Raw genomic sequence first — 24,369 nt, forward strand, 5'->3', positions numbered from 1 at the left:
TTTCCACTCTATGCAAAAGAATACGTTACGGTTTTTGATTATTCAAACAGCTTTTATTGGGGATGTTATTTTAATCACAGCATCTATTCAAAGGCTGAAGCAGGCTTATCCTAATGCACAAATAGAAGTTGTGGTTCGCAAAGGAAATGAATCGTTATTGCAAGCCGATACTAATATCACTCGGTTATGGATTTGGGACAAAAAGAAACGTAAGTTATTCAATTTAATCCGGTTAGGTTTTCAGTTATTCAGGGAGCGTTATACCGGAGTGATTGTAGTTCAGCGTTTTTTTTCTGCCGGTTGGCTGGGGCTGATGGCACGTACTGACAAACGGGTGTGTTTTTCTGCTAATCCTTTATCTATTTTCTATACAAACACGTATCCACACGAGCTAACCGGAATCCATGAAGTAGAGCGAAATAACTCATTATTGACCTCTTTTTTACCTTCGGGATTTACCGAAGGTTTTGCACGTCCCTATTTAGTGGCTGCTTCTCAGGAATCTGAAAAAATGAAGCCTTACACTGACCAAACGCCTTACTATGTGATAGCTCCGGCATCGGTTTGGTTTACCAAGCAAACCCCTCTTGTCATTTGGAAAAATATTCTGGCAAAACTACCTGCTGATAGTACTGTTTATCTGATTGGTGCTCCCAATGACGCGGAATTTTGTTTGGAATTAGCCCAAGCTCACCCCAATGGAATATCTTTAGCGGGGAAAATTTCTTTGATAGAGTCTTATTTGCTGCTGAAAGGTGCGCGTCAGGTTTTTGTAAACGACAGTGCGCCGCTACATTTAGCTTCGGCGGCCAATGTTCCCACAGTATCTTTATTTTGTTCAACTATTCCCAAGTTTGGTTTCGGTCCCTTAGCAGAAAATTCACAAATAATTGAGGTTAAGAATCTCGATTGCCGTCCTTGCGGGCTTCACGGGCATTCAAAGTGCCCGTTAAAGCATTTCCGCTGCGGCTATGAACTTCCTATCCAAGAAATACAGTATCAGTAGCCGTTTCTTTTGCTTTTGTACCAAGCTCGCTATTGTAGCCGTTGTTAATTTCCACATATTCTTTTGGGTGGCGATTTGAGGATTCGTCATAACTTTTTGGCACAACAGAGTAAGCTAAGAGATAGTTTTGCAGTATGATTTCGCGTTGGACAAGGAACTTACTCAATAAATTGGAGGGCGATAGAGGAATTTGGCTGTCTATATTGTTGCTATCTGCCATATCAGCTTTAGCTGTTTATAGTTCTACGAGTGAATTAGCTTTACGTTTTAGGGACGGCCATGCGGAGTACTACCTTACGAAGCATCTAACTTTGATGTTTATAGCTTGGGTTGTGATGTATTTTGTCCATAAATTTGACTATCGTGTTTTTGCTCGCTTTGGTTATTTACTATTGTTTATCACGATAATCTTGCTGGTCTATACGTTGTCGCAGGGTGAAAAAGCGGAAATACATGAGGCAAATCGCTGGATTTCTCTTTTTGGGCAATCTTTTCAGCCTTCTGACTTAGCAAAATTGAGTTTGATGATATTTTTAGCCCGCATACTTACCGAGAAACAGGATATTATCAAAGATTTTAGGAGAGGTTTTTTGCCCATTATTTTTTGGGTGTGCATTATTTGTGGTTTGATAGCTCCTGCGAACCTAAGCACAGCAGTACTTATTTTTTCAACAAGTTTGCTTATTATGTATGTGGCAGGAGTTAGTACTCGGCATATTTTGGGGCTGTTAATTATTGGTTTAATTGGTGTTACAGTGTTGATGTTTACTGTAAAACGTGGTAAGACGTGGCAAAACCGTTTGCATGATTATGTAGGGCGCTATATGGATCCGGAATATGAACCCAACTATCAAACACAGCAGGCAAATATTGCGATTGCCTCCGGCGGCGTGATGGGAAAAGGTATTGGCAAAAGCCAACAAAGAAACTTCTTACCGCATCCGTATTCAGATTTTGTTTTTGCAATTATCATCGAAGAATATGGGCTGATTTTAGGTGGCGGCGGGTTGTTACTGTTGTATTTAACGATACTGATACGAAGTGTAGCCATTGTTACGGTCAGTAAAACCTTTGGGGCTTTGCTGGCCGCAGGGTTGTCTTTTTTGATCGTTATTCAAGCGTTGATAAATATGGGCGTTGCGGTTGGGCTGCTGCCGGTTACCGGCCTGCCACTGCCTATGGTGAGTATGGGAGGAACGTCTTTAATATTCACCGGAATTTCTTTTGGGATTATCCTAAGCGTAAGCCGCAGGGCTATTCAAGAAAAACAAGAAGTGCCCGAAGTTACACCAGTGCCTGCTTAAACAAAACATATTGATAATAAATTAGTTATTCTGGTTTAGTGTTTTTTACTACTGTTGAAAGATTCTTTATAAACTAACTACTTTTGTCAGATAATGCAAGAGCTAACAATACACAAGTTTGGAGGAGCCGCCCTAAAAAATGCCACTTATATTCGCCGGATAGCTCAAATCATTCAAGAATTACCCGCAAAAAATACCGTTATCGTAGTTTCTGCCATTGATAAAACTACAAATCATCTTGAAAGGTTAGCAAGATATGCTAAAAACCTTGACTCCAATCAAACTCAAAGGCAGTTTAAAAAAATAAAAGAATTTCATAATCAGATAGTTAATGAATTATTTAACGAAAAACTTTATTTTAATACGGTTGAAAAGCTATCTGTCTTATTTAAAGATCTTGAGCAGATTATAGCTGGAGTTCTTTTGTTAGGAGATTTTCCAGATAGAACCCATGACCGGATTATGAGTTTTGGGGAGCTTTTTTCAAGCATCATTGTGTATGAATATCTGGCAGCTCAGCAGCTCAGTATTACTTGGGTAGATTCTCGGGAAATAATCATTACAGATTCGCAGATAGGCCAGTCAGATGTAATCTGGAGTTTAACGGAAAAATATATCCAACAGAAAATAAGTAGTTTATTATCATCAGGCTACATTTTAACGCAGGGATATATTGCTGCCAATACAGAAGGAAAAACCACGACCTTAGGTAGAGAAGGTTCGGATTATAGTGCCGCCATCATCGCAGCATCTTTAAATGCCCGGAAAGTAATTGTTTGGAAAGACGTTTTGGGTGTTTTAACCCAAGATCCTCGCTTTTTTGATAGCCCAAGCCTAATTTCGGCACTAAGCTATGAACAAGCTATTGAGATGACTTACGCCGGAGCGTCTGTTTTGCACCCCAAAACCCTGAAGCCTTTGTTTCAAAAAAACATCCCACTACAAGTGCGCTCTTTCTTAGATACCAAGAACGCCGGAACAATTATCGGAAATTTCCCCTACCTGCATCACCTTCCCATTAAATTAAAAAAAACGAACTTAGCCGCTATCCAGTTTACTATCAAAGACTTTAACTATCTTACAAATAAAAATTTATTGGAAATAACAGCCAATGTTTCCGAGCTTAACTTTACCATAACCTTTATACAGCATCAAGCCAGAACCTTATTACTCTGTATCGAAAATAGACCAAACGACATTCAAAAACTACGCGAACAAACGATGGATTTATACGACATAACCATTTGGTCGCCGGTTTCTGCCATAACTATTCACAATGAACAAACAGAATTTAGCCCAGCCCAAAAGATGATAGCTAAGCAGCTAATTGATAATAAATTAGTTATTGTTTTGCAAGAAGAATAAAGTAATGAATATTTAAGTTTTTCTGCCTATGCTGAATCGGGTAAATTCAGATGGATTTTAGAATTTAAAAAACTCCACGTTAAAATTATCAAGCGGCAATTATCGCATGGTTGTTTAGCCACAAAATCAACCCATGAAGATTTGTAGGAGACCTCCGAATTGGGCTGGTATGACTCAAAGAAGATAGGCGTTGGCTCTGTTTCCAAAGAACCATAATCCCGCACAAACCCAACCGGAATTATATTTTGCTGCATTAAGTTTGCATATACAACATCGGGATTTTTTTCGTGAATTAACTCAACAGAATAGGGAACGATATACAGATTTAAACCCTGCTTAGCTTCTTCCGGCTTGTTTATCATGATTTTACGTAATACATTTGATAAGCCGGGCTGCTGAATAACAAAGGCTTTGAGCCTTGAAAAAAAGTCTATTCGATTATAAAAATCAAAGCGAACTTCCATTCTATCTTGATATTCAGATAAAGTTCGCTTAATGAAGCCGGAAATCACAACTTCCCGCGATTTATTGTAGGTTTCTATAACAACGTGCAGCTTAAGCCGCTGTCTGGTAGATTGAACACCCGCTTTTTGTAGCAAATTATAAACAAAAGTGGGAGACTGAAAAGCTAATTGAGAGGCCAAACTATCAGAATCTTCATCAGTAAGTTCTTGATTATTAGGTAAATTACAGATAATTATCTGAATACGGTAGGTTATATCCGAATCCGTGTTTTGAAAACAACCTAATGGCTGGATATTATCCCAATCATTGGCCAATATTGAGGTATAGTCTGGATACAAAATAACGCCATAGTTTTCCAAAAAAGAGCGCGCTGCCTGTAGCGACTTACCGTGATAGTCTGGGTGATAAAATAGGTAAGTAAAATCTCTAAATTCATCTAAGGCTAAACGTTCGAGCATTGGGATTGTCTCTTGATTAAAGCCCAGCAAAATATTGATAATAACATCATTTTGAGGAATAATAGGATTTTTTTTCAGCCGTGCTAACCGTGAATCCGGAAATTGTACCGTCTTTTTCCAAGGCGTTGCTAAGTGGTTGATTATAATTTCCTCAGAAAAAGTTACCTCAAATTGATTTCTCGCTAAAACAATAAAAACATCCTGCTTAGGGTCAAAGTTCATTAAACCTGCTCCTGCATACAAGGGTCGGATATTATAGGTATGGTTGGTTATGCTTGAATCTTCGGCGTAAAAATTGTGGTAAACAGCGATCAAATTAAGTCCCTGATGAAATAAATAAAAGTGTAAGTCTAAAATTTGGTTTTCATTGAGTAAAAAGCTGCGTTCTTGCTTTTCAAAGCCTATCCAACTTAGTAATTGTTCTTGAATATCAAATTGTTGTTTGAATAATGGGAAGATGCTGACCGTTCCTTCTGGGTGGCTTAAATTACTTAGCTGCATAAGTTGCTCAAACACGCGGGTACTTAGATACACCCGCAGGGATTGTGCAATCAAGATTCCGGTAAAGTTGGGTAAGATAATGGTTTCTAAGCGAATATGTTGCTGTAGCTGTTTTTTCAGGTTGTCGGGGCAGTTTTTGAGGCCGTCAAAGTAGGTATTAAGCAGAACTACCGGCTGAGCCCGATGTTCTATCCCAAGAAATTCTAAGGTGATGGAAACCGGTGGTCTATCCAAGAGTTCACCCCAAAGCTGCTCCTGTTTTTCTTGCGGAAGTTTATTTCCCAGCAATGTTGCGATTACTGCCATAAACTTTTGGAGCACCATAGAGTCTTGGCGTAATGGGTCGTTATAAACCTCTACCGGAATGTAGATATTGCGGGCAGTATGAATAGCAGCTCGCTCTAAAATAGGAGGTAAAGTAGCACTTCCGGCTACAAAACTGATGTTCCCTAAATCAAAGTATTCCGGCGATATTGTTTCGTTAATTAAAATTAATTCCGGGGGTGTGGCCAGATAGTTTCGGAAGTTTTCCTGAATAAAATGAAAAATTCGGCTTAGGTCTGGTGAGATTCCGCAAAAAACAATGGTATCTACAGCCGTTATTTTCCCGCCTCCCACCCGCAGAGTATGTATTTTATCTTGAATAATTGTGGTAACTGTACCTGCAATGCTCCCAAAGAAAATTACCCCACCGATAATTACCATCAACATTACAAAGCGGCCGGTTAAAGTCTCTACAACTGTACCATCACCGGCCCCTACTAAACTTAGGGCTGTCCACCAAACTACGTCCCAAAAACTACGTAATTCGGAGCTATGCCCTAACTCAACCAAATAAATAATTCCAATACCGATTAAAATTATCCCAGATGAAAATAGTACCGTAATCTGTAAATGTTTTAAGAAAATTTTCCGAACTACTTGATTCAAGCGAATATCTGCAACAAGGTTTCTAAACGCTCTATAACGCATAAGCGTAAATATCAACGGTCTCCAGAGTTTTAGCAGACGTACCAAACGCAGTATCGTGATATTGAGAATAATAAATTCAAGTGAAACTAACCGCGTTCCTCGCACTAACATCAAAATAGGCGGTACAAATAGCGGCGCAAAAGCTGCAAAATCTACTAAACCGGAAAACGAAAAGATATACCGTACCGGTTTGGAACTGGAAATTATCCGTAAGAGATATTCAACTAAAAATAAAAAATGAATGGAAGATGTCCAGTCATAGAAAGTTTCTTGCTGAATCGTTTCTTTAAAATGTATTTCTTCAAAAATAAGAACAGGGATACTAATGATAGTCAGAGCCATAGAGATATTACCCAGTAATCCCATCTTTTTAGATAGCTGTTGCCTTAGAGTACCATTAAAAGACTCATCTAAACGCCGTTTAAAACGTAACCACTTTGAAACACGCATATAACAATCCCCTACAACCGATTTTGAAACGGCATACGCAAAATTATACTGGAAAAAATTAGTTACCTATCAAAAAGGTAAATCGTCAATAGCGTCAGTAGTAGCAGGCGAAGTGAACCCGGGGGGCTGCTGATAATTAGTTGTTTCTAAATTCTGGGGCGATGCTTCAGCATTTGATGAAGATGCTGAAACGATTCTCCACGCATCTAAGGTGTTAAAATAGACCAACTCTCCCTTTGGATTTTTCCATTCGCGCCCCTTCAAGTTAAAACTCACATCAACGGTATCTCCAACCTTAAATTTATCTAAATGAGCGCATTTTTCTTGGGTAAACTCAAGTTTAATAAACTGAGGATACATTGGGTTATCTGCGCATATCAAAACAAACTCCCGCTTTTTAAAAGAAGTACTTACTTGCTGTTCTCCAAATATCGCATGAATTTTCCCTACAATATTCATATTATTTTTCTACAAAAATGCACACTTTTTAGCTTAGAATAACAATATTTTTATGCGTAAAAATTAGGGGCGTGGTTCAAAAAGTATAAAAACTATGATTTCATTGGTATATCATTATTGCTATCATGGCATCATGGTTTTCTTTAACCACGAAGTTATCCCTGATTACTAATCTTTTTATTATACTTTCTGAACCACAATCATAAAACATCTTTAAAACTCTTGTAAACTTGCATTTAAAACTACACAGATGTTAAAATTTAAGTTTGAACTAAGTTATCTTTTGTGGATAATATTGTTTGCTACCAGTTGTGGGCATAAAGGCAATTCTGGAGATCCTACGGGTTATATAGATGAGGAAACCGTAACTAAGGGATGTTCTATGGATACTGCTAAATTTAGACTTGCTAAAATTTTTGAGCCATTATCTAAGGAATCCGAAAAGAATCGGCTACCTGCATCCGCTTCCCTTCATGAATATGCACCTCGCAGGGTAAGTCAAGGTTCTCAGGGGTCTTGTGTAGCGTTTTCCTCTGCTTATGCAGCCAGAACTATCTTAGAATGTATCGCCACAGGAAAAAGCCCGGATTCTCTGATTTTTAGCCCTGCATTTTTGTACAATCAAATTCGCTTGAGCGATTGCAGCGGAGGTTCATATATTCAAGATGCAATGGAAAAAATGATGTCAGAAGGAGTCGTTCGCTGGCAGGACTTCCCCTATGACCCCAATAATTGCGACCGGCTTCCCAACCAACAACAAAAACAAAGTGCCAAAGAATTTAAAATTGCCGGCTACAATAGACTTACTCGAGGAAGTAGCTTCGATATTGACTTAGACGCAATTAAGCAAAATATCGCTAAAAAAGCACCCGTTGTAGTAGCCTTACCCGTTGGAGGAACTTTTGACGACTTATTCGGCTCAAAAATCTGGAAACCAACCCCAAATGACTATAAAGAACTTGAAAAATATAAAAAAAGACAACGCTCGGCCTTAGGCGGCCACGCAATGTGCCTGATTGGGTATAATGACAACATAGAAGGCGGAAGCGTTGAAATCATGAACTCTTGGGGCAGTGAATTTGGTGAAAGTGGTATATTCTGGATGCCATACAAAGCTTTTTATGACTTCTGCATAGAAGCATGGGGGCTTTTTCCACTACCTTCTAAAATAGCTCCCAGCGAACAACTATTTAAAGTATCTTGTGGCCTTGTGCGGAACAAAACGAAAGAATATATCTCGTTAGAGCAAAAAAAAACCGGTATTTTTATTACCACAGATGACTACCCCGCCAAAACTAAATTTAAAATAGAAATTAACAATACCACGCCTTGCTATGCCTATGTATTAGGCCAAGAAACCAATGAAAGTAGCTACATCTTATTTCCATACACCCAAGAACATTCTCCCTACTGCGGAATAACCGGAACCCGTCTTTTTCCCAGTGATTATTCACTTGTGTTAGATAACATCGGGAAAAAAGACTATATGGCAATTATCCTAAGCTTAGAAGAACTTGATATTCAGGAAATAAACAAAAAAATTAATGATATAAACGGAAAAGACTATGCTGATAAAATCAACAAAGCCCTAAAACCAATACTGATCCCTGCAAATGATTGGTCCGTTCAAACAGGTGAAACCGTAGATATTTCTGTAAAAAAAGCATCAAAAAACACTATCGCTATTGTTTTTGAGATTTTAAAAAAGTGATTAATTTAGCCCCCGAATTCTAAACCAAATATATCAACTATGCCTGTTCGCATACAAAAAGACGAAGATGAACTTTTAGAAACAGAGTCAGACGAAACGTTAGAGGATGATTTCGATGATTTCGATGAAGAATCAGACGATGATTTTGATGAATTAGACGAAGATTCGGAAGAACTTGATGAAGACTTTGACGAAGCTTACGAAGACAACTTTGACGAGTTTGACGAAGAAGACACAGAAGAAGACGCAGAAGAAGACTTCTAACCTACATAGGTACTAAACTAAATCTTAAAAATAAGATTTAGTTTAGTACCTATGCCGCTTATTACTACCGTTATGTAGTTCAGTAATTATTCAATATAATGTTTGAACTTGCCCGTTTTTTACCAACCAGAGAGACGCTTTTATTTGATTAGCAATAGCTTGGCATCTTTCTATTTGTGAATCTGTAATAAACACCTGTGTTTGTTCAAATTGCAGTAATTGTTGAGCCAGAATCTGGGTACGAAGCGGGTCTAACTTATCAAAGATATCATCTAAGAGAAGCCAAAGAGATAACTGTTTAGTAGTACGTTGATAAGCAATCAGACTAAAGTACAGAGCTATACTTGCAGAGTGAATTTGACCTTGAGAGCCAACTTCTTTGAGTGGGCGGTTCTCTACCGTGATTTCTATATCATCTCGATGCGGCCCTACAGAGGTATAGCCTAACTGAAAATCTTTTTGCCGGTACTTTTCCCATACTTTTCTTAAATCTACGTAGCTATCAAGTAGTTGCGATTGAGAATAATTTAATTTTAAGGATAAATTGTACTCAAACCGATTAAAATATTCCTGAAAATATGGTACAATAGCTTGGAGCAGTTGCTTCCGATATAGAATCAGTTGCTGCCCATTTACGGCCATTTGTTCTTCCCATGCAGACAAAAGATCATTTGTTGTTTGAGGGTTGTGTAACAGGCTGTTACGCTGTTTTAATGCTATTTGGTAACGGGTAAGATATTCTAAATAGTCAGTTTGTTGCTGGCACAAAAAAGAGTCCAAAAAGGTACGTCTTTCGCTTGCTGGGCCAATAATAACTTCGGTTTTATTGGGTAACAATGTAATTACCGGATAATGACCAATAAATTGACTTAATCGCCCAATAGGGTTTTGAGATAACCAAAGTTTTTTTCCGTCTGCTTCTGAATAAGCTACTCGAACGGTCTCTGGGGAAATCTTTGCACCCATATTTCCAGAAACAGCCCAAAAAGGCTGAGCAAATTGAAGTAACTTCTTATCAGTAGTTGTTCTAAAACTACGCCCAAGGCTTAAAATATGAATGGCTTCTAAGATTGAGGTTTTACCTGCACCATTTAGCCCGCTGATGACAGTATAGGGAGAATCTATAACACATTCAGTTTCAGTATGATTTCTTAAATGTTGTAAAAAGAGTTTGATTAGCACAGAGTAGTTGCAAAAATACATAATGCTATCCAGAAATATGCGATTTGCTATTCATCAATTCACACCTGAAACAATTATTCAAAGAGGTGCAATGATTTATGCCGTTGAACTTGGGTTGTGCTTCAGAAAGTATGATGAAGTTTTTGGCCATAAAGACTAACCTTATCGTCTATGCCAAAAGTCAAACTAACTGCTACTTGACCACTCGTTGCCAAAGTGCAAAAACAACTAAGAATAAATATAAATAACTCATTACAAGCCAGAAACAGAAGATTTGTCAGGAGGGCTACTTGCTTTTTCAAGAAAACAGAGAACCATGATGCCATAGTAGTAATAATGCTTCACCAACGAAACAATAGCTTTCATATTTTCTGAACCACAACCCTGAATTATACGTAAACCGGCTAATTTTACTCAATACTACTCTATTTTCAGGATGTGATTAATATCACATTTTACCGTAATGCTTATCATGTTTTAGCAGAGGAGATATCCGGAACTTTGGCTACATGAATCAACCCGTCTAAAATAATTGAATTATGGGAATCAATAGAAGAAAATTTTTAAAAAACGGGCTACTAACGAGTTTGGGAACGGCTGCTTTTGCCAGCCTTCCATTTGAGGGTTTTAACAAAATATTTACATTTTTTGACCCAATAGATGTAGAGAACCCGTTAGCTAAGTACCCGAATCGGGATTGGGAAAAGACCTACCGAGATATGTGGCAGTATGATGAGGAGTTTACTTTCTTATGTGCGCCAAATGACACCCACAACTGCTTGCTAAAAGCTCATGTAAAAAATGGTGCCGTAGTCAGGATAGCCCCGAGTTATGCTTTCTCAAATGCCAAAGACTTACAAGGGAATCAAGCCACAGCCCGTTGGGAGCCCAGATGCTGCCAAAAGGGGTTAGCTCTTGCCAGACGCTTTTACGGAGACCGCCGAGCAAAATATCCCGTAATCCGCGAAGGCTACCTAAAGTGGATACAAAAAGGAATGCCCAGAAATGCTGATGGCACAATTTCACAAGAATATCTCCAAAGAGGAAAAGAAGCCTTCGTTAAATTAACGTGGGAAGATACTTTCAAATACACCGCTGCGGTGTTAAATAACATCGCCCGCACCTACAACGGAGAAGAAGGAAAGAAAAAACTAACTGCACAAGGCTACGATCCCTTGATGGTAGAAGCTACCGAAGGGCACGGAACACAAGTGTTAAAGTTTCGGGGCGGAATGGCACCCTTAGGTGTAACCCGTATCTTCGGGATAAACCGTTTAGCAAACTCATTAGCACTTTTGGATGCCAAGATTAACAATATCGATCCGGAACACGCACACGGCGCACGCTGCTGGGATAGTTATGCTTGGCATACTGACTTACCTCCCGGACACCCAATGGTAACCGGTGCCCAAACCGTTGACTTTGACTTAGCTTGTGTGGATCACTCTGACCATATCGTTGTTTGGGGCATGAATTGGATAACTACCAAAATGCCTGATGCTCACTGGCTTACAGAAGCTCGTATGAAAGGTGCCAAAGTTACTGTAATCGCTTGCGAATATAGTGCTACTGCCAACAAAGCAGATAACCTTATCGTATGCCGCCCGGGAGTTACACCAGCATTAGCACTCGGGTTCGCTCACGTAATCATCCGCGACAAATTGTATGACGCAGACTTCATGAAGAAATTTACCGACTTACCATTCCTAATCAGAATGGATAACCAAAAAATCCTGAAGCCTACCGACATCATCAAAAAATACCAGAAACCGGGATTAAAAAATTACATCGAAGTCCTAAAAGCCGGTGAAAAAAACAAACCCTCTCTAAAACAAGGAATACCTTTCGTAAGCGAAGAATTAGCAAATGAATGGGGAGACTATGTAGTGTGGGATGAAACCAAAAATGCACCAACTGTCGTTACCCGAGACGATTACGGCAAATTTATGTACGACAAAGGCGTGAACCCAGCCCTCGAAGGTAAATTTAAAGTTAAAATAATAGGGGAAAAGAAAGAAGTAGAAGTTCGCACAGTCTTTGACCTGATGAAAGAATACATCATGGACAACTTTGACCCCAAAACCGTAGAAGAACTTACTTGGGCACCCATACAAGGTATCGAAACAGTAGCCAAAGAAATAGCTAAAAACAAAGGCAAAACGATATTTGCTACCGGAATGGGACCTAATCAATTCTTTAATAATGACTTAAAAGACAGAGCTGTACTATTTTTAGCAAGCATTACCTCAAATATAGGTAAAATAGGTGGAAATGTCGGTTCTTTTGCCGGAAATTATCGTGGAGCTTACTTTTCTGGATTAGCTTGCTACATCGCAGAAGACCCATTCAATCCGGAGTTGGATACCACCAAAGCACCCAAAGTAAAAAAATATTTCCATTACGAATCAGCTCACTTCTTTAACAATGGAGATAGAATTTTACGGATGGGGAATAAAAACATGACGGGAAAAACCCACATGCCCGCACCTACCAAATCTATTATGGTTTCCAATGGAAACTCTCTCTTAGGAAACTCAAAAGGGCATTATGATAACGTAATAAACGTTTATCCCCGAATTGATTTTATCGGTGTATCAGAATGGTGGTGGACAGGCTCTTGTGAATATGCAGATATTGTATTTGCCGTTGATTCTTGGGCAGAGTTTAAGTTTCCGGATATGACTATTTCTGTTACAAATCCGTTCTTATACACATTTCCCAGAACTCCACTCAAAAGAATTTTTGATACTCGAGGCGATATAGAAGTCTTAGCCGGAATCGCATCCGCTTTTGGAGACCTGACCGGAGATAATAGATTTAAAGATTATTTCAAGTTTGTTCATGAAAATAAGCCGGAAGTGTATTTACAACGGATATTAGATACCAGCCAAGGCATGACCGGCTATAAATTTGAAGAAATTGAAGCACTTGCCAAAAAAGGAATCCCCTCATTGGTGATGACACGCACCACCCCAAAATATGTGGGAATGGAGCAAGTAGAAGAAAATAAACAATGGTACACCAAATCCGGCAGGATGGAATTTTACCGCGATGAACCGGAATTTATCGAAGCCGGCGAAAACATGATAGTATTCCGCGAACCCATTGACTCTACTTTTTTTGAACCAAACGTCATTGTTTCCAAAAAACATCCTTGCATTATGCCCGATACTCCTCAAAAGTACGGCGTAGATACCAATAATTTAACAACAGATGTGCGTCAAGCAAGGAATGTAGTGAAACCGTGGAGTGAGGTTAAAAACACTAAGCATCCGCTCCAAAACGCAGATAAGGACTTTAAATTTATTTTCCATACACCTAAATTTAGACATGGTGTGCATACAATGCCGGTAGATACCGATATTATCGCAGTTTGGTTCGGCCCATTTGGAGATATGCACCGCCAAGATAAGCGGAAACCGTATGTTACTGAGTTATATGTGGACATTAACCCATTGGATGCCAAAGAGTTAGGTGTAGAAGACGGAGATTATGTTTGGATAGATGCAGATCCTTCGGATAGGCCATTTCGAGGCTGGCAGCAGAAAAAAGATAGCCCTGAATATGAGCTATCCCGCTTAAAAGCTCGTGCCCGCTACTACCCCGGAACCCCAAGAGGCATTACCAGAATGTGGCATAACGCATACGGATCAACCTACGGCTCTGTAAAAGGTGCTAAAGAAAACGAAAGCGGTATTGCCAAAAACCCAAAAACCCATTATCAATCTCTTTTCCGTAGCGGCTCCCACCAAAGTTGTACCCGTGCTTGGCTCAAACCTACACTCTTAACGGATTCTCTCGTTCGTAAAAATAACTTTGGGCAAGGAATCGGTAAAGGCTTTGAAATTGACGTTCACGGTGCTACCGGAAACCCACGCGAATCTTTTGTAAAAATAACCTTAGCTGAAAGAGGCGGATTAAACGCAGAAGGACTATGGGAAGGCGCAACCGAAGGAATGAGACCTACCTATGAAGATAACGACTTTAAAAATTACCTCAAAGGCGGATTCGTGAAAAAATAACTTGAAAATTACTAACAACTAAATCTGAAAACAAATGGCAACAGTTAATAATTGGCAGCTTAAACGAGAAATGGAGTATCCATACGAAGAAGCTAAGCCTAAAAAACAAATTACATATATTTTTGATACAAATAAATGTATCGCCTGTCAAACTTGCACCGTAGCTTGTAAAACCACTTGGACTTCAGGGCGCGGTGAAGAAACAATGTTCTTTAACAATGTTGAAACGAAACCTTACGGAAGCTATCCGCGTAAATGGGACGTTAAAACTTTGAAACTCACAGAGCAGCAATGGGATAATGCAGGCGTTTTTAAAGGTAATACCATCTTTGAAAACACTGCTCCCGGAGAACGTGTACACGGCTTTCGCCCAGATGAAAGGAGTTACGCTTACCCAAACATCGGAGAAGATGAAGTTATCGGAACAATGGAAAAGGGCGCGTTCTTCAATGGTGTACATAATGTCTGGATGTTCTATTTAGCCAGAATTTGTAATCATTGCTCGTACCCTGCTTGTTTAGCAGCTTGCCCCAGAAAAGCTATCTACAAACGCGAAGAAGACGGGATTGTGCTGATAGACCAATCTCGTTGCAGAGGCTACAAAGAATGTGTTAAGGCTTGCCCATACAAAAAAACATTTTTTAATATGGTAACTCGTGTATCAGAAAAGTGTATTGGATGCTATCCCTTGATAGAAAAAGGTGAGCAGCCACGCTGCGTAACTACTTGTATCGGCAAAATCAGATTACAAGGATTTATGGAGGACGCTAAGGAACCCAGAAAAGATAATCCGATAGATATGATTGTGCGGATAAAAAAAGTAGCTTTGCCGTTGTATCCACAATTTGGGACCCAACCCAATGTTTATTACATCCCACCGGTTCATGTACCCAAAGATTTTCTATTTCAGATGTTTGGCCCGGGTGTAGAAAAAGCTGTAGAAACATATCGTAACATGAAAGATGATAAAGAACTTTTAGCAGCGTTCTTACTGTTTGGAAACAGTAGCAAAATCACTCACTCTTACAAAGCAGAAGCCAATCATGCCGTAGGTTACGACGCTGCCGGAAATGAAATCATTAGAGTTCCTTATACAGAACCTGTATTCACACGCCCGCACTGGGATGAAAGTTTACAAACATTCCGCCATAACAATCCGTAATTCAAAAAGTATTATTTTTAAAACCAAAATTAAAATTACCGAACTATGAAAAAAATCATTCTAATCAGCACAATATTATGTATGGGTTCACTCTACGTTACTGCTCAAAATGCAGCCCAAGGAGAAAAAGCCTTTAAGTCAATTTGTGCAGCCTGCCATAGTGTAGGAAAAGGTAAAGTAGTTGGGCCAGATTTATCCGGCGTAACAGATAGAAGAACAGAAACTTGGCTGTTGAGTTTCATTAAATCATCACAAACAATGGTAAAAAAAGGAGACCCCGTTGCTGTGAAACTATTTAATGATTACAATAAAATTCAGATGCCAGACCAAAATATGACCGATCCACAGATTAAAGATATTTTGGCTTACGTCAAGAGTTTATCACCCAAAACCACAGCACCTGCAAGTGCTCCCCCCAAAAAGTAACCTGCTTTAAATAACTTTTAATATATTCAAAATGAAGAAGTTCATTGTAATAGCTATGCTAATTGGGTTTGTTATGCCTAAGCTAACAGCTCAAAATGCAGCAAAAGGAGAAAATACATTCAAAGGGATTTGCGGTGCTTGCCACACAGTTGGAAAAGGTAAACTGGTTGGCCCGGATTTGTCCGGCGTAAATGAACGCAGAACACAAACTTGGTTGTTGAGTTTTATCAAATCATCACAATCTATGGTAAAAAAAGGAGACCCTATTGCCGTAAAATTGTTTAATGAGTTTAATAAAATCCCGATGCCAGACCAGAATTTGACGGATGTACAGATTAAAGATGTATTAGCTTACATTGGAAGTTTATCTCCCAAGAGTGCTGCTCCTTCAAAAACAACCACAACTCCCGCTACAACAACAACTACACCCCAAGCCTCTGCCGGAAACCCACCTAACTGGGTAAAAGCAGATAACGAAGTTAAGTGCGTAAAAAGTACCAAACAAATTGACCCTAAGTCAGTAGCAAATGATCCTGTTTGGAATAAGACAACTTGGAAGAAATTAGCACTGTCTCCCCAAAACGTAGTTTATCCTAACTTACCGAAGCAATCTGTAGATGGAATTTCCGTCAAGAGTGCCTACTTCGGAAAAGAAGTGTATTTCTTAATTGAATGGGCTGATGCTACCAAAAACACAGAAGTTGATGCGGATAAGTTTTGCGACCAGTTAGCAATTCAATTGCCTTTGGACCCCGGAAACATTCCCAGTTATATGATGGGCAATGCCGGCGGCCGCGTTCACATAGTTCATTGGAAATCCGTTTGGCAAAATGACGTAGAAAAAGGTTTTCAAGACGTTACCCAAAAATACCCAAATATGTGGGTTGATGTTTATCCCGGTATGGAATACTATCCTGACAAAAACCAAATGAACTATGCTAAAAATATCACCGCAGAGCAAATGGTTGATGCCGGAAAAACAAACACAATGCCCGGTACATATTCCAAAAACCCAATGTCCCAAATCAAACGGACATCTACCGTAGAAGAAGCATCCGCAGAAGGATTCGGTACAATGGCTACCCAGCAAAACCAGCAAGCAAAAGGCTGGGCAGTTTGGCAAGATGGAAAATGGACAGCCTGCATCGCAGTGCCCGTTAATACAGACGATAAAAACAAAGCCAAAGTAAAAACAAAAACCAAAGTAGCATTCGCTATTTGGGACGGAGGAAACGAAAATATCGGAGGACGCAAGCACTTTATGCCTTGGGTGGACTTAACCTTAGAACCTTAACCTCAATAATAATGAAATCAACCCCAGCCTTGAATATTGATTTGCTGAATGCCGACATATATCGGCTTATCGCAAATTGCTTTGACTTTCCAAATCAAGATAGGTTGTTCGCAATTAAGGAAATGGCCGGAGGACTTTGTAAATCTGGCCATCCTAACCCAGAAATTGCTAATATACTCACTACTTTGTGCCAATCTATTAATGACGAGGAAATCCTGTATGACTATTCCCTAATCTTTATCAAAGGGGGCGTTCCGTTGAGCGAAACCCATACTTTACAAAGATACAACAGCGTAACAGATGTAAATGCGTTTTATTATGCTTTTGGTTTTCAGCCCAAAACCGGCGAGAACCCGGATTCTATCATGTATGAATTGGAGTTCTTGGCAATGCTACTCCTAAAAGCAGTTATTGCACCCAACGAAGAAGCCCAAAACATTACCCAAAAGGCATATCAAGACTTTTTGATTGAGCATACCGCAGAGTTTGCCATATCTTTAGCCCAAAAAATTCGCGAAGGGAACGCAGGTACTTTCTTCTTCACAGTTTCATTCTTATTGGAAACATTTATCCGCTATGAACTTGAACGCAATCATCTAACCATAAATCATTGCGATACCCCATGACATCGTTAATCATATTCTTGTTTGCTACCTTAGGCACGACGGAACTAATCCTAATTGCTTTTGTGTTGTTGATATTTTTCGGCGGAAAAAGAATCCCAGAGCTAATGCGTGGTTTAGGAAAAAGTGCTGCCGAATTCAAAAAAGCTAAGGACAACGTTGAAGACGAAGTCCGCAACCTAAAGGAATAAAAAATGCTGTACGATAATTTCAACAGAATTCATAACTACTTACGTATTTCAATTACAGATAAATGTAATTTTAGATGTAGTTATTGTATGCCGGAGGAGTGTTATACTTTCACCCCGTCCGAAAGACTTATGAATGCTGCTGAAATAGAATCAATTGCCCGTGAGTTCGTTTCATTGGGAATCAATAAATTACGTTTAACAGGCGGTGAACCGCTGCTCCGAAAGGATTTTGCAGACATTCTAACCCGCCTATCAAAACTGAATATTGAACTACTGATAACAACTAACGGGCTGCTTTTAAACCAATACATAGACACAATCAAAGCAGCAAAAGTTTCTACCATTAACGTAAGTTTAGATTCCCTAAATCCGGAAACCTTTTTTCAGATTACCAAAAGAAACGCTTTTAAGCAAGTTTGGGATAATATTATGCTTTTGCTGCAAGAGGGAATCCGAGTAAAAATCAATGTAGTAGCTATCAAAGAGTTCATAACCAAAGAAATCTTTGATTTTCTCGAATTAACAAAAAACTTACCGCTTCATATTCGTTTTATTGAGTTTATGCCTTTTGCCGGAAATAACTGGACAAGTGATGACGTAGTTACTGCCGCTCAACTATTAAAATTGGTTTCAGAAAAGCATAATATCGTTAAACTCATCGATGAACCTCACGCCACTGCCAGAAAATATAAAGTAGTGGGATACGAAGGAACGTTTGCTTTCATCACCACGATGACCAATCAATTTTGTGGAGACTGTAATCGTGTAAGATTAACGGCAGACGGTAAACTCAAAAACTGCTTATTTAGCAGAGAAGAAACTGACCTACTAACTCCATTTAGAAAGAACGAGCCAATTGTTCCACTGATTGTAGAAACAGTAAAACGGAAATATCCCGCTTTGGGCGGGCAATTCCAGCCAGATTACCAAACCATTCAGCCCCAAGTGCTAATCAATAGAAGTATGATTGGCATTGGTGGTTAATTACTTAAAAAATCATGGTTTCCGTTCATGAAGCAAAGCAAATCATTGATACACAAATCATTCTCAAACGAGCGGTTTACGAACTAAGTTCTGATTTAGTTGGAATGGTATTAGCCGGAGATATTACAGCACAATGTAATGTTCCGTCTTTTGATAATTCTGCAATGGACGGATACGCCTTTTGCTTCCAAAAAGACAAAGCAAGTTATCAAATAACGCAAAAAATCAAGGCTGGTGAAGTATCCGAAAATCCTATTGGTTTAGATGAGGCAGCAAGAATCTACACCGGTGCACCAATTCCTATGGGCACAGATACCGTTATTCAGCAGGAAATTGTATCTATTCAGGAAGGCAGAATTTCTTTTGACCCACAACGAATCCGTTATGGTGCAAACGTCCGTTTACAAGGTAGCCAATGCAGACAAGGGGATATTGTGGCCAAAGCCGGAAGTTTGATAACTCCGGGAATGATAGGCTTAATGGCATCCGTTGGAGCAACGCACATTCCGGCATATATCCCGCCCAAAATCAGCATTATCACCACTGGCGATGAATTGATAACCCTAAAAGATCCCTTAACTTACGGAAAAATTTACAATTCTAACAGCGTAGCCCTACAAGCATATTGTAAACAATTAAACATTCAGATACAATCAGTTAGGCACATTCCAGACGACCCTGATATTACGTTGGAACATATAACAGACTGTTTAGCATCCTGTGATATGTTAATTTTAACAGGTGGTATTTCGGTGGGGGATTATGACTATATTCGTTCAAGTTTGAATCTTGCCGGAGTTACCCAGCGATTTTATAAAGTTAAGCAGAAGCCCGGTAAACCGCTATTTTTTGGCCATAAAGATAATACGTTGGTTTTTGCTTTGCCCGGAAACCCGGCTGCGGTATTAGCTTGTTTTAACCAATACATAAAGCCATGTATTCGTAAAATGATGGGTTTTTCGGCTGTTTGGGAGCCAGACGCAGTTCTTCCACTTCAAAATACCTACCAAAAACATACCGGTTTAACCCACTTTGCAAAAGCATATACAAACCAATCTTTGGTTAGAATTTTAAGTGGCCAGCAGTCTTTTGATTTATTACCCTTTAACGAGTCCAATTGTTTCGCAGAAATTCCGGAAGATATTGCTGAGGCCGAGCCAAACTCGTTATTATCTATTTATTACTGGTAAAATGATTGATAATCAAACTCTCTTGATATTATTACTTGCGATTACTGCCTTTTTATATGCTTCGGTTGGGCATGGCGGCGCGAGTACATATATAGCATTATTAACTTTGTTTCATATTTCACCTATAGAAATCCGCCCAACTGCGTTGATTTTAAACATACTCATTTCATTTATATCTTTTTTGATGTATCGAAAGGTTTGTAAATTCCCAACACGGCTATTTTGGATTTTAATAATTGCTTCGGTTCCGGCTTCATTTTTAGGGGGAAAGTTACTGATAGACACATCTTTGTATCGTAAAATATTGGGCATCATTTTACTATTTCCGGTAGCCCGCTTTTTGGGGATAATACCGACATCAGACAAACAAATTATAGAGCCAAAAGTAGGCTTAGTATTGTTGATTGGTTTAGTAATAGGATTTGTTTCCGGATTAATTGGTATTGGCGGCGGAATTTTACTTTCCCCAATTGTGTTGTTATTGGGTTGGGTGAATATGAAAGAAGCTGCTGCATTAAGTGCATTGTTTATTTTTTTTAATTCAATAGCCGGTTTAGCCGGTTCAAGTTTAACATCTTCCATACCAAGTGAATACGTGCTGTGGTACTTACCATTTACATTGGCAGGAGGCTTAGCCGGCGCTTATGTGGGCGCACAACGATATAACCTAAGAACATTAAAATACGTTTTGACCACAGTGCTCCTGATTGCAGCGGTTAAACTGATTGGGATATGAAACAAGACTTCTTAGAAATCGTTATTTTAGCCGGAGGCAAAAGTAGCCGTATGGGGCAAGACAAGGGCTTAATGCTTTTTCATCAAAAACCTATGATAGAATGGATTTTAGAAGCCTCACTGAAAACCAATTACCCTGTCCGAATAATTGCCAATAACCCTGCTTACAGCCAGTTTGGAGTTCCTGTGATTTCGGATATTATTCCAGAAAAAGGCCCAATGGGGGGACTTTTCACGGCACTAACAACCACAAAATCTAAGTATGTTTTTTTACTAAGTTGTGATACACCCTTGATTAAAAACGAGATACTTCAATACATGATTTCTAAACTAACTACCCAAGAAGTATTGGTAGCTTCTTTGCAAGGCAAAATACTGCCATTATTAGCTATATATCATTCTGATTTAAAGAAAGTTGTTTTAGAAAATATTTCTTCAAATAAATTAAAGATGCAAGAGCTCATTAGGTCATTGGTTTATCAAGAGTTAGAAATACCAAACTTTTTGGCACCACAACCGGAGGTATTTGCAAACATCAACACAATAGACGAATTTGCCGAATTACAAAAAGGAGTAGTTTTATGATAAAAGTATTGGCATTTGGGATAGTTGCAGAAAAAATTCAGTCTAATGAGTTTTATTTAGAAAACATTGCTAACACACAGGAACTAAGGTCTGTTTTGTTAGAGAAATTTCCCAAACTGGGGGATATTCGGTTTACATTTTCTATCAATAGAAAGCTGGTGCATGAACTCACTGCAATAGAACCTAATAGCGAAATTGGGCTATTGCCGCCATTTTCAGGAGGCTAATATGAGCAGATTTGAACGCCAAGTTATTTTACCCGGCTTTGGAACAGCAGCACAAAATAGGCTGAAAAAATCAAAGATATTAGTAGTAGGAGCCGGCGGCTTAGGTGCTCCGCTTTTGTTATACTTAGCAGCAGCCGGTATTGGAGAAATAACCATAATAGACGGAGACACGGTTTCAGAATCCAACTTAAACCGCCAAATATTGTATGGATACCCGGAAATAGGAAAATCCAAAGCAACATCTACAGCAGCCTATCTTCAACAAAAATATCCAGACATCGGTATTAAAGCTATAGAAGCATTTATCACAACCCAAAATGCGGTTTCAATCCTCTCTGACCATGATTTGGTCATTGACGGAACAGACAATTTCTCAACACGTTATCTACTAAGCGACGGTTGTTATTTATTGCAGAAGCCGTTAGTTTCAGGTTCGATTTATAAATTTGAGGGACAAGTAATCGTTTTAGATGCTCAAAAATCCCAAACTCGCCCCTTAACATATCGAGATTTGTATCCCCGCCCGCCGGCTCCCGAAGAAGTTCCCAATTGCAGCGAAATAGGTGTCTTGGGAGTATTACCCGGAATTATCGGAACAATAATGGCCTCCGAAGCTATCAAGTTAATATCGAATTATGCTCCGGCAATAGCAAATAAAGTACTGTTTTACAACCTATTACAAAATAGTTTTTACGAAACAAGCATATTAGAGAACCCCGAAGCATTAGCGGATGCACCACAAACAATCAAAGATTTTGAGCAAATGAATTATGCAACCCTTTGCGGGCTATCCCGCACCATTTCTTGGCATGAAGTGCTGCAAACAATCACTCAAAAGACAAAAAATATTTTGATAGTAGATGTTAGAAATTCTGATGAACTCCCTAAACCCCACAAAATCAACTACCTAAATATTCCACTAACGGAATTAGAATGCCGAAAAGAAGAAGTTTCGGCAGCAGAAACGATCTATGTATTTTGTCAGGCCGGAGTTAGAAGCCAAAAAGCGGCTCAATTTCTTGAAAGAACTTATCCTAACAAAAAAGTTTTTTCTATTGAAGGCGGAATCAATCAATTACAATCAACTTTGCACGTTTTTTAATTAATTTATGGAAAAAAAACCTAAGAATATATTTGTTGCAGGGGCAATTTCTTCGGAGAAAATAGCCACCTCAATCCAAAACCATTCAACCAAGCTAAGTATTGGTGGACATAGCATTTTTTTAGGTCAAGTTCGAGCAGATACTATTGATAATCAGGAAGTTCAATCCATTCATTATTCTGCCTATGAGCCAATGGCATTAGAAGTAGCATTTCGTATTCGGGAAGATATTTTTCAGAAATATCCATTGGTTTGTATGCACATTTACCACAGCTTAGGGGAGGTTAAAGCCGGAGAGATTAGTTTATTTGTGTTTACCTCTGCGATACACCGCCAGCCGGCAATCGAAGCCTGCACAGAAGTAGTAGAAAGAATCAAAAAAGAACTTCCCGTTTGGGGAAAAGAAATATTAACGACAGGAAACGTTATTTGGAAAGAAAATAAAATTTAATCTCTTTAATATCAGATAGTTATTAAAAATATAAATAAAAAAGGATTTTTTAGTAGTTTTTTGAAACATCATATCTTAAACTGACGTATAAAACCGTAAATTCATACAGATTATGAAAGAGCAAGAAAAAGAACAGCAAATCGATCAAGAGCAGCAGGAGCTTAACGATCAGGAGTTAGATCAAGTAACTGGTGGAGTTCGTACTGCCGCCGGAAATGTAAATACAACTGGCCATAACGCAGTTGGTAACGCTCAAAAAGGTCTTGAAAAAGACCCACGCACCAAAGGAAACGGCTAAGAAGTCTCTTAGCTCCCCAAAAGCGGTTCTTTATAGAACCGCTTTTGGCTTTATATAGCACATACAATATTTGTATTTTCTACACCAAAATTGCACTTGTTTTTACCCATTTTTATTTAGTTTCAGTTCTGTTCTTAATACAGAACCCAAAAGAAATTCTTGATTTTATGAGACTTAGAATGAAACAATTTAGTGTGTTTTTGGGTTATATTGCTGTAAAATAATATCATGGAAAACAACAATATCTCACTTGAAATTCCCTTTCGTTTAACCGAAGACGCTGTTACAGAGATAAAGCGACTTATTGCGGAACAACAATTGGAGGGCAGCACTGCTTTGCGTGTGGGCGTAAAAGGCGGAGGATGTTCCGGTTTTTCTTACATGATAGATTTTGATACATCGTCAGAAAATGACATCGTATTTGAGCAAGATGGTATCAAATTGTTGTTAGATAAAAGGCACGCTATCTACTTATTAGGTATGGAAGTTCATTTTCAATCTGGGTTAAACGCACGGGGTTTCGTCTTTCAAAATCCAAATGCTAAATCAACTTGTGGTTGCGGAACGTCTTTTTCTGCATAGAACTTCTATTTAAGGAAGTTATTCTCCAGCTATTTCCTTGAAAATATAAATATCTTCATTGGGTCGTTTCATCCAGTAGTTTTCTCGGGCATAACGTTCTATCCGCAAGGGGTCGTTCAGTAAAATATCATATTCTATTTTTACCTTAGAGATTTCCCGCTGGTAAAACTGTTTATCTACCTCTAATTGCTTTATATTACGCTGCATACGATACTGAGAAATCAAGTCATATCTATCCAAAAGAAGCATCCAAGATATTGTTGCTAAGATAGTTATGATGTAAGGATTTAAAGCATATCGGAAATATCGTTTTAAAAATTGAATTAGTGCAAGGGTTTTCTTCACTTTTCAAAGTTACAA

Annotated in this window: 25 protein-coding genes; 21 read left to right on the top strand and 4 right to left on the bottom strand. The window is 38.8% G+C overall.

Translation table 11 applies throughout. From position 1 onward, the window contains the following. Positions 1–10 precede the first annotated feature (10 nt). The 3 genes from LC115_10070 (at position 11) to LC115_10080 (ending at position 3,675) form a co-directional block, all read left to right on the top strand. Positions 11–1,006 carry a glycosyltransferase family 9 protein gene (locus LC115_10070; GenBank protein ID MCZ2357010.1) on the top strand — a complete coding sequence of 332 codons (996 nt, stop codon included), beginning with the start codon at positions 11–13 and terminating at the stop codon, positions 1,004–1,006. A 134-nt stretch (positions 1,007–1,140) separates the two neighbouring features. Continuing rightward, entirely contained in the window at positions 1,141–2,310 is a 1,170-nt protein-coding gene (locus tag LC115_10075) for an FtsW/RodA/SpoVE family cell cycle protein (GenBank protein ID MCZ2357011.1), read from the top strand. Between the two features lie 93 nt (positions 2,311–2,403). After that, positions 2,404–3,675, top strand: a complete 1,272-nt coding sequence (locus LC115_10080; GenBank protein MCZ2357012.1) for an aspartate kinase — start codon at positions 2,404–2,406, stop codon at positions 3,673–3,675. A 26-nt stretch (positions 3,676–3,701) separates the two neighbouring features. Here LC115_10080 and LC115_10085 read toward each other — a convergent pair whose 3' ends face one another. Then, positions 3,702–6,521: a hypothetical protein gene (locus tag LC115_10085; GenBank protein ID MCZ2357013.1), complete on the bottom strand. Its 2,820-nt coding sequence runs from the start codon at positions 6,519–6,521 to the stop codon at positions 3,702–3,704. Positions 6,522–6,590: 69 nt separating this feature from the next. Then, the gene (locus LC115_10090) at positions 6,591–6,980 is read right to left on the bottom strand and encodes a DUF3127 domain-containing protein (protein ID MCZ2357014.1); all 390 of its coding nucleotides are present in this window, start codon (positions 6,978–6,980) and stop codon (positions 6,591–6,593) included. Between the two features lie 250 nt (positions 6,981–7,230). On the opposite strand from LC115_10090, the gene LC115_10095 reads away from it, so the two are divergent. Both LC115_10095 and LC115_10100 read left to right on the top strand, forming a co-directional pair. Beyond that, positions 7,231–8,691, top strand: a complete 1,461-nt coding sequence (locus tag LC115_10095) for a C1 family peptidase (GenBank protein ID MCZ2357015.1) — start codon at positions 7,231–7,233, stop codon at positions 8,689–8,691. A gap of 39 nt (positions 8,692–8,730) precedes the next feature. Then, positions 8,731–8,955 carry a hypothetical protein gene (locus LC115_10100; protein MCZ2357016.1) on the top strand — a complete coding sequence of 75 codons (225 nt, stop codon included), beginning with the start codon at positions 8,731–8,733 and terminating at the stop codon, positions 8,953–8,955. A gap of 90 nt (positions 8,956–9,045) precedes the next feature. On the opposite strand, the gene recF is transcribed toward LC115_10100, so the two are convergent. Further along, a complete protein-coding gene (gene recF / locus LC115_10105) occupies positions 9,046–10,137 on the bottom strand; it encodes a DNA replication and repair protein RecF (protein ID MCZ2357017.1) in 1,092 nt (363 codons plus the stop codon). 22 nt (positions 10,138–10,159) lie between these two features. Between recF and LC115_10110 the strand changes: the two genes are divergently transcribed. From LC115_10110 to LC115_10185, 16 genes are all read left to right on the top strand, one after another. After that, entirely contained in the window at positions 10,160–10,297 is a 138-nt protein-coding gene (locus LC115_10110; GenBank protein MCZ2357018.1) for a hypothetical protein, read from the top strand. A gap of 379 nt (positions 10,298–10,676) precedes the next feature. Next, the gene (locus tag LC115_10115; GenBank protein ID MCZ2357019.1) at positions 10,677–14,159 is read left to right on the top strand and encodes a molybdopterin-dependent oxidoreductase; all 3,483 of its coding nucleotides are present in this window, start codon (positions 10,677–10,679) and stop codon (positions 14,157–14,159) included. Positions 14,160–14,193: 34 nt separating this feature from the next. Continuing rightward, complete coding sequence (locus LC115_10120) at positions 14,194–15,321, top strand: dehydrogenase (GenBank protein MCZ2357020.1); 1,128 nt, start codon at positions 14,194–14,196, stop codon at positions 15,319–15,321. A 45-nt stretch (positions 15,322–15,366) separates the two neighbouring features. After that, positions 15,367–15,747 (top strand): cytochrome c, encoded by a 381-nt coding sequence (locus LC115_10125; GenBank protein ID MCZ2357021.1) that lies wholly within the window; start codon positions 15,367–15,369, stop codon positions 15,745–15,747. Between the two features lie 31 nt (positions 15,748–15,778). After that, positions 15,779–17,041 carry an ethylbenzene dehydrogenase-related protein gene (locus LC115_10130; GenBank protein ID MCZ2357022.1) on the top strand — a complete coding sequence of 421 codons (1,263 nt, stop codon included), beginning with the start codon at positions 15,779–15,781 and terminating at the stop codon, positions 17,039–17,041. Between the two features lie 11 nt (positions 17,042–17,052). Then, positions 17,053–17,667, top strand: a complete 615-nt coding sequence (locus tag LC115_10135) for a molecular chaperone TorD family protein (GenBank protein ID MCZ2357023.1) — start codon at positions 17,053–17,055, stop codon at positions 17,665–17,667. After that, positions 17,664–17,855, top strand: a complete 192-nt coding sequence (locus LC115_10140; protein MCZ2357024.1) for a twin-arginine translocase TatA/TatE family subunit — start codon at positions 17,664–17,666, stop codon at positions 17,853–17,855. The genes LC115_10135 and LC115_10140 overlap by 4 nt, the downstream gene beginning before the upstream one ends. A gap of 3 nt (positions 17,856–17,858) precedes the next feature. Beyond that, positions 17,859–18,839 carry a GTP 3',8-cyclase MoaA gene (moaA, locus tag LC115_10145; GenBank protein ID MCZ2357025.1) on the top strand — a complete coding sequence of 327 codons (981 nt, stop codon included), beginning with the start codon at positions 17,859–17,861 and terminating at the stop codon, positions 18,837–18,839. A gap of 14 nt (positions 18,840–18,853) precedes the next feature. After that, positions 18,854–20,029 (top strand): molybdopterin molybdotransferase MoeA, encoded by a 1,176-nt coding sequence (locus LC115_10150; protein ID MCZ2357026.1) that lies wholly within the window; start codon positions 18,854–18,856, stop codon positions 20,027–20,029. A 1-nt stretch (position 20,030) separates the two neighbouring features. Next, positions 20,031–20,765 (top strand): sulfite exporter TauE/SafE family protein, encoded by a 735-nt coding sequence (locus LC115_10155; protein ID MCZ2357027.1) that lies wholly within the window; start codon positions 20,031–20,033, stop codon positions 20,763–20,765. Further along, positions 20,762–21,349 carry a molybdenum cofactor guanylyltransferase gene (locus tag LC115_10160; protein ID MCZ2357028.1) on the top strand — a complete coding sequence of 196 codons (588 nt, stop codon included), beginning with the start codon at positions 20,762–20,764 and terminating at the stop codon, positions 21,347–21,349. The genes LC115_10155 and LC115_10160 overlap by 4 nt, the downstream gene beginning before the upstream one ends. Then, complete coding sequence (locus tag LC115_10165) at positions 21,346–21,576, top strand: MoaD/ThiS family protein (protein MCZ2357029.1); 231 nt, start codon at positions 21,346–21,348, stop codon at positions 21,574–21,576. Before LC115_10160 ends, LC115_10165 begins: the two co-directional genes overlap by 4 nt. A 1-nt stretch (position 21,577) precedes the next feature. After that, positions 21,578–22,678: a HesA/MoeB/ThiF family protein gene (locus LC115_10170; GenBank protein ID MCZ2357030.1), complete on the top strand. Its 1,101-nt coding sequence runs from the start codon at positions 21,578–21,580 to the stop codon at positions 22,676–22,678. A gap of 7 nt (positions 22,679–22,685) precedes the next feature. After that, on the top strand, positions 22,686–23,129 hold the full coding sequence (locus LC115_10175; GenBank protein MCZ2357031.1) for a molybdenum cofactor biosynthesis protein MoaE: 444 nt from the start codon (positions 22,686–22,688) through the stop codon (positions 23,127–23,129). A gap of 112 nt (positions 23,130–23,241) precedes the next feature. Then, the gene (locus tag LC115_10180) at positions 23,242–23,427 is read left to right on the top strand and encodes a bacteriocin (GenBank protein MCZ2357032.1); all 186 of its coding nucleotides are present in this window, start codon (positions 23,242–23,244) and stop codon (positions 23,425–23,427) included. A gap of 228 nt (positions 23,428–23,655) precedes the next feature. Then, the gene (locus tag LC115_10185) at positions 23,656–24,009 is read left to right on the top strand and encodes an iron-sulfur cluster assembly accessory protein (protein MCZ2357033.1); all 354 of its coding nucleotides are present in this window, start codon (positions 23,656–23,658) and stop codon (positions 24,007–24,009) included. Positions 24,010–24,027: 18 nt separating this feature from the next. Here LC115_10185 and LC115_10190 read toward each other — a convergent pair whose 3' ends face one another. Then, the gene (locus LC115_10190; GenBank protein MCZ2357034.1) at positions 24,028–24,354 is read right to left on the bottom strand and encodes a septum formation initiator family protein; all 327 of its coding nucleotides are present in this window, start codon (positions 24,352–24,354) and stop codon (positions 24,028–24,030) included. Between the last annotated feature and the right edge of the window lie 15 nt (positions 24,355–24,369).

The organism is Bacteroidia bacterium (assembly GCA_026932145.1).
GTDB lineage: Bacteria > Bacteroidota > Bacteroidia > J057 > JAIXKT01 > JAIXKT01.

Bases quoted from the DNA above. Each gene is read 5' to 3' on its own strand.
- LC115_10115 (MCZ2357019.1), top strand. From the start codon at position 10,677: ATGGGAATCAATAGAAGAAAATTTTTAAAAAACGGGCTACTAACGAGT.
- LC115_10100 (MCZ2357016.1), top strand. From the start codon at position 8,731: ATGCCTGTTCGCATACAAAAAGACGAAGATGAACTTTTAGAAACAGAG.
- LC115_10135 (MCZ2357023.1), top strand. From the start codon at position 17,053: ATGAAATCAACCCCAGCCTTGAATATTGATTTGCTGAATGCCGACATA.
- LC115_10165 (MCZ2357029.1), top strand. From the start codon at position 21,346: ATGATAAAAGTATTGGCATTTGGGATAGTTGCAGAAAAAATTCAGTCT.
- LC115_10175 (MCZ2357031.1), top strand. From the start codon at position 22,686: ATGGAAAAAAAACCTAAGAATATATTTGTTGCAGGGGCAATTTCTTCG.
- LC115_10155 (MCZ2357027.1), top strand. From the start codon at position 20,031: ATGATTGATAATCAAACTCTCTTGATATTATTACTTGCGATTACTGCC.
- LC115_10110 (MCZ2357018.1), top strand. From the start codon at position 10,160: ATGCTATCCAGAAATATGCGATTTGCTATTCATCAATTCACACCTGAA.
- LC115_10180 (MCZ2357032.1), top strand. From the start codon at position 23,242: ATGAAAGAGCAAGAAAAAGAACAGCAAATCGATCAAGAGCAGCAGGAG.
- LC115_10185 (MCZ2357033.1), top strand. From the start codon at position 23,656: ATGGAAAACAACAATATCTCACTTGAAATTCCCTTTCGTTTAACCGAA.
- LC115_10120 (MCZ2357020.1), top strand. From the start codon at position 14,194: ATGGCAACAGTTAATAATTGGCAGCTTAAACGAGAAATGGAGTATCCA.
- moaA (MCZ2357025.1), top strand. From the start codon at position 17,859: ATGCTGTACGATAATTTCAACAGAATTCATAACTACTTACGTATTTCA.
- LC115_10075 (MCZ2357011.1), top strand. From the start codon at position 1,141: ATGATTTCGCGTTGGACAAGGAACTTACTCAATAAATTGGAGGGCGAT.
- LC115_10070 (MCZ2357010.1), top strand. From the start codon at position 11: ATGCAAAAGAATACGTTACGGTTTTTGATTATTCAAACAGCTTTTATT.
- LC115_10095 (MCZ2357015.1), top strand. From the start codon at position 7,231: ATGTTAAAATTTAAGTTTGAACTAAGTTATCTTTTGTGGATAATATTG.
- LC115_10160 (MCZ2357028.1), top strand. From the start codon at position 20,762: ATGAAACAAGACTTCTTAGAAATCGTTATTTTAGCCGGAGGCAAAAGT.
- LC115_10125 (MCZ2357021.1), top strand. From the start codon at position 15,367: ATGAAAAAAATCATTCTAATCAGCACAATATTATGTATGGGTTCACTC.
- LC115_10130 (MCZ2357022.1), top strand. From the start codon at position 15,779: ATGAAGAAGTTCATTGTAATAGCTATGCTAATTGGGTTTGTTATGCCT.
- LC115_10140 (MCZ2357024.1), top strand. From the start codon at position 17,664: ATGACATCGTTAATCATATTCTTGTTTGCTACCTTAGGCACGACGGAA.
- LC115_10080 (MCZ2357012.1), top strand. From the start codon at position 2,404: ATGCAAGAGCTAACAATACACAAGTTTGGAGGAGCCGCCCTAAAAAAT.
- LC115_10170 (MCZ2357030.1), top strand. From the start codon at position 21,578: ATGAGCAGATTTGAACGCCAAGTTATTTTACCCGGCTTTGGAACAGCA.
- LC115_10090 (MCZ2357014.1), bottom strand. From the start codon at position 6,980: ATGAATATTGTAGGGAAAATTCATGCGATATTTGGAGAACAGCAAGTA.
- LC115_10150 (MCZ2357026.1), top strand. From the start codon at position 18,854: ATGGTTTCCGTTCATGAAGCAAAGCAAATCATTGATACACAAATCATT.
- LC115_10085 (MCZ2357013.1), bottom strand. From the start codon at position 6,521: ATGCGTGTTTCAAAGTGGTTACGTTTTAAACGGCGTTTAGATGAGTCT.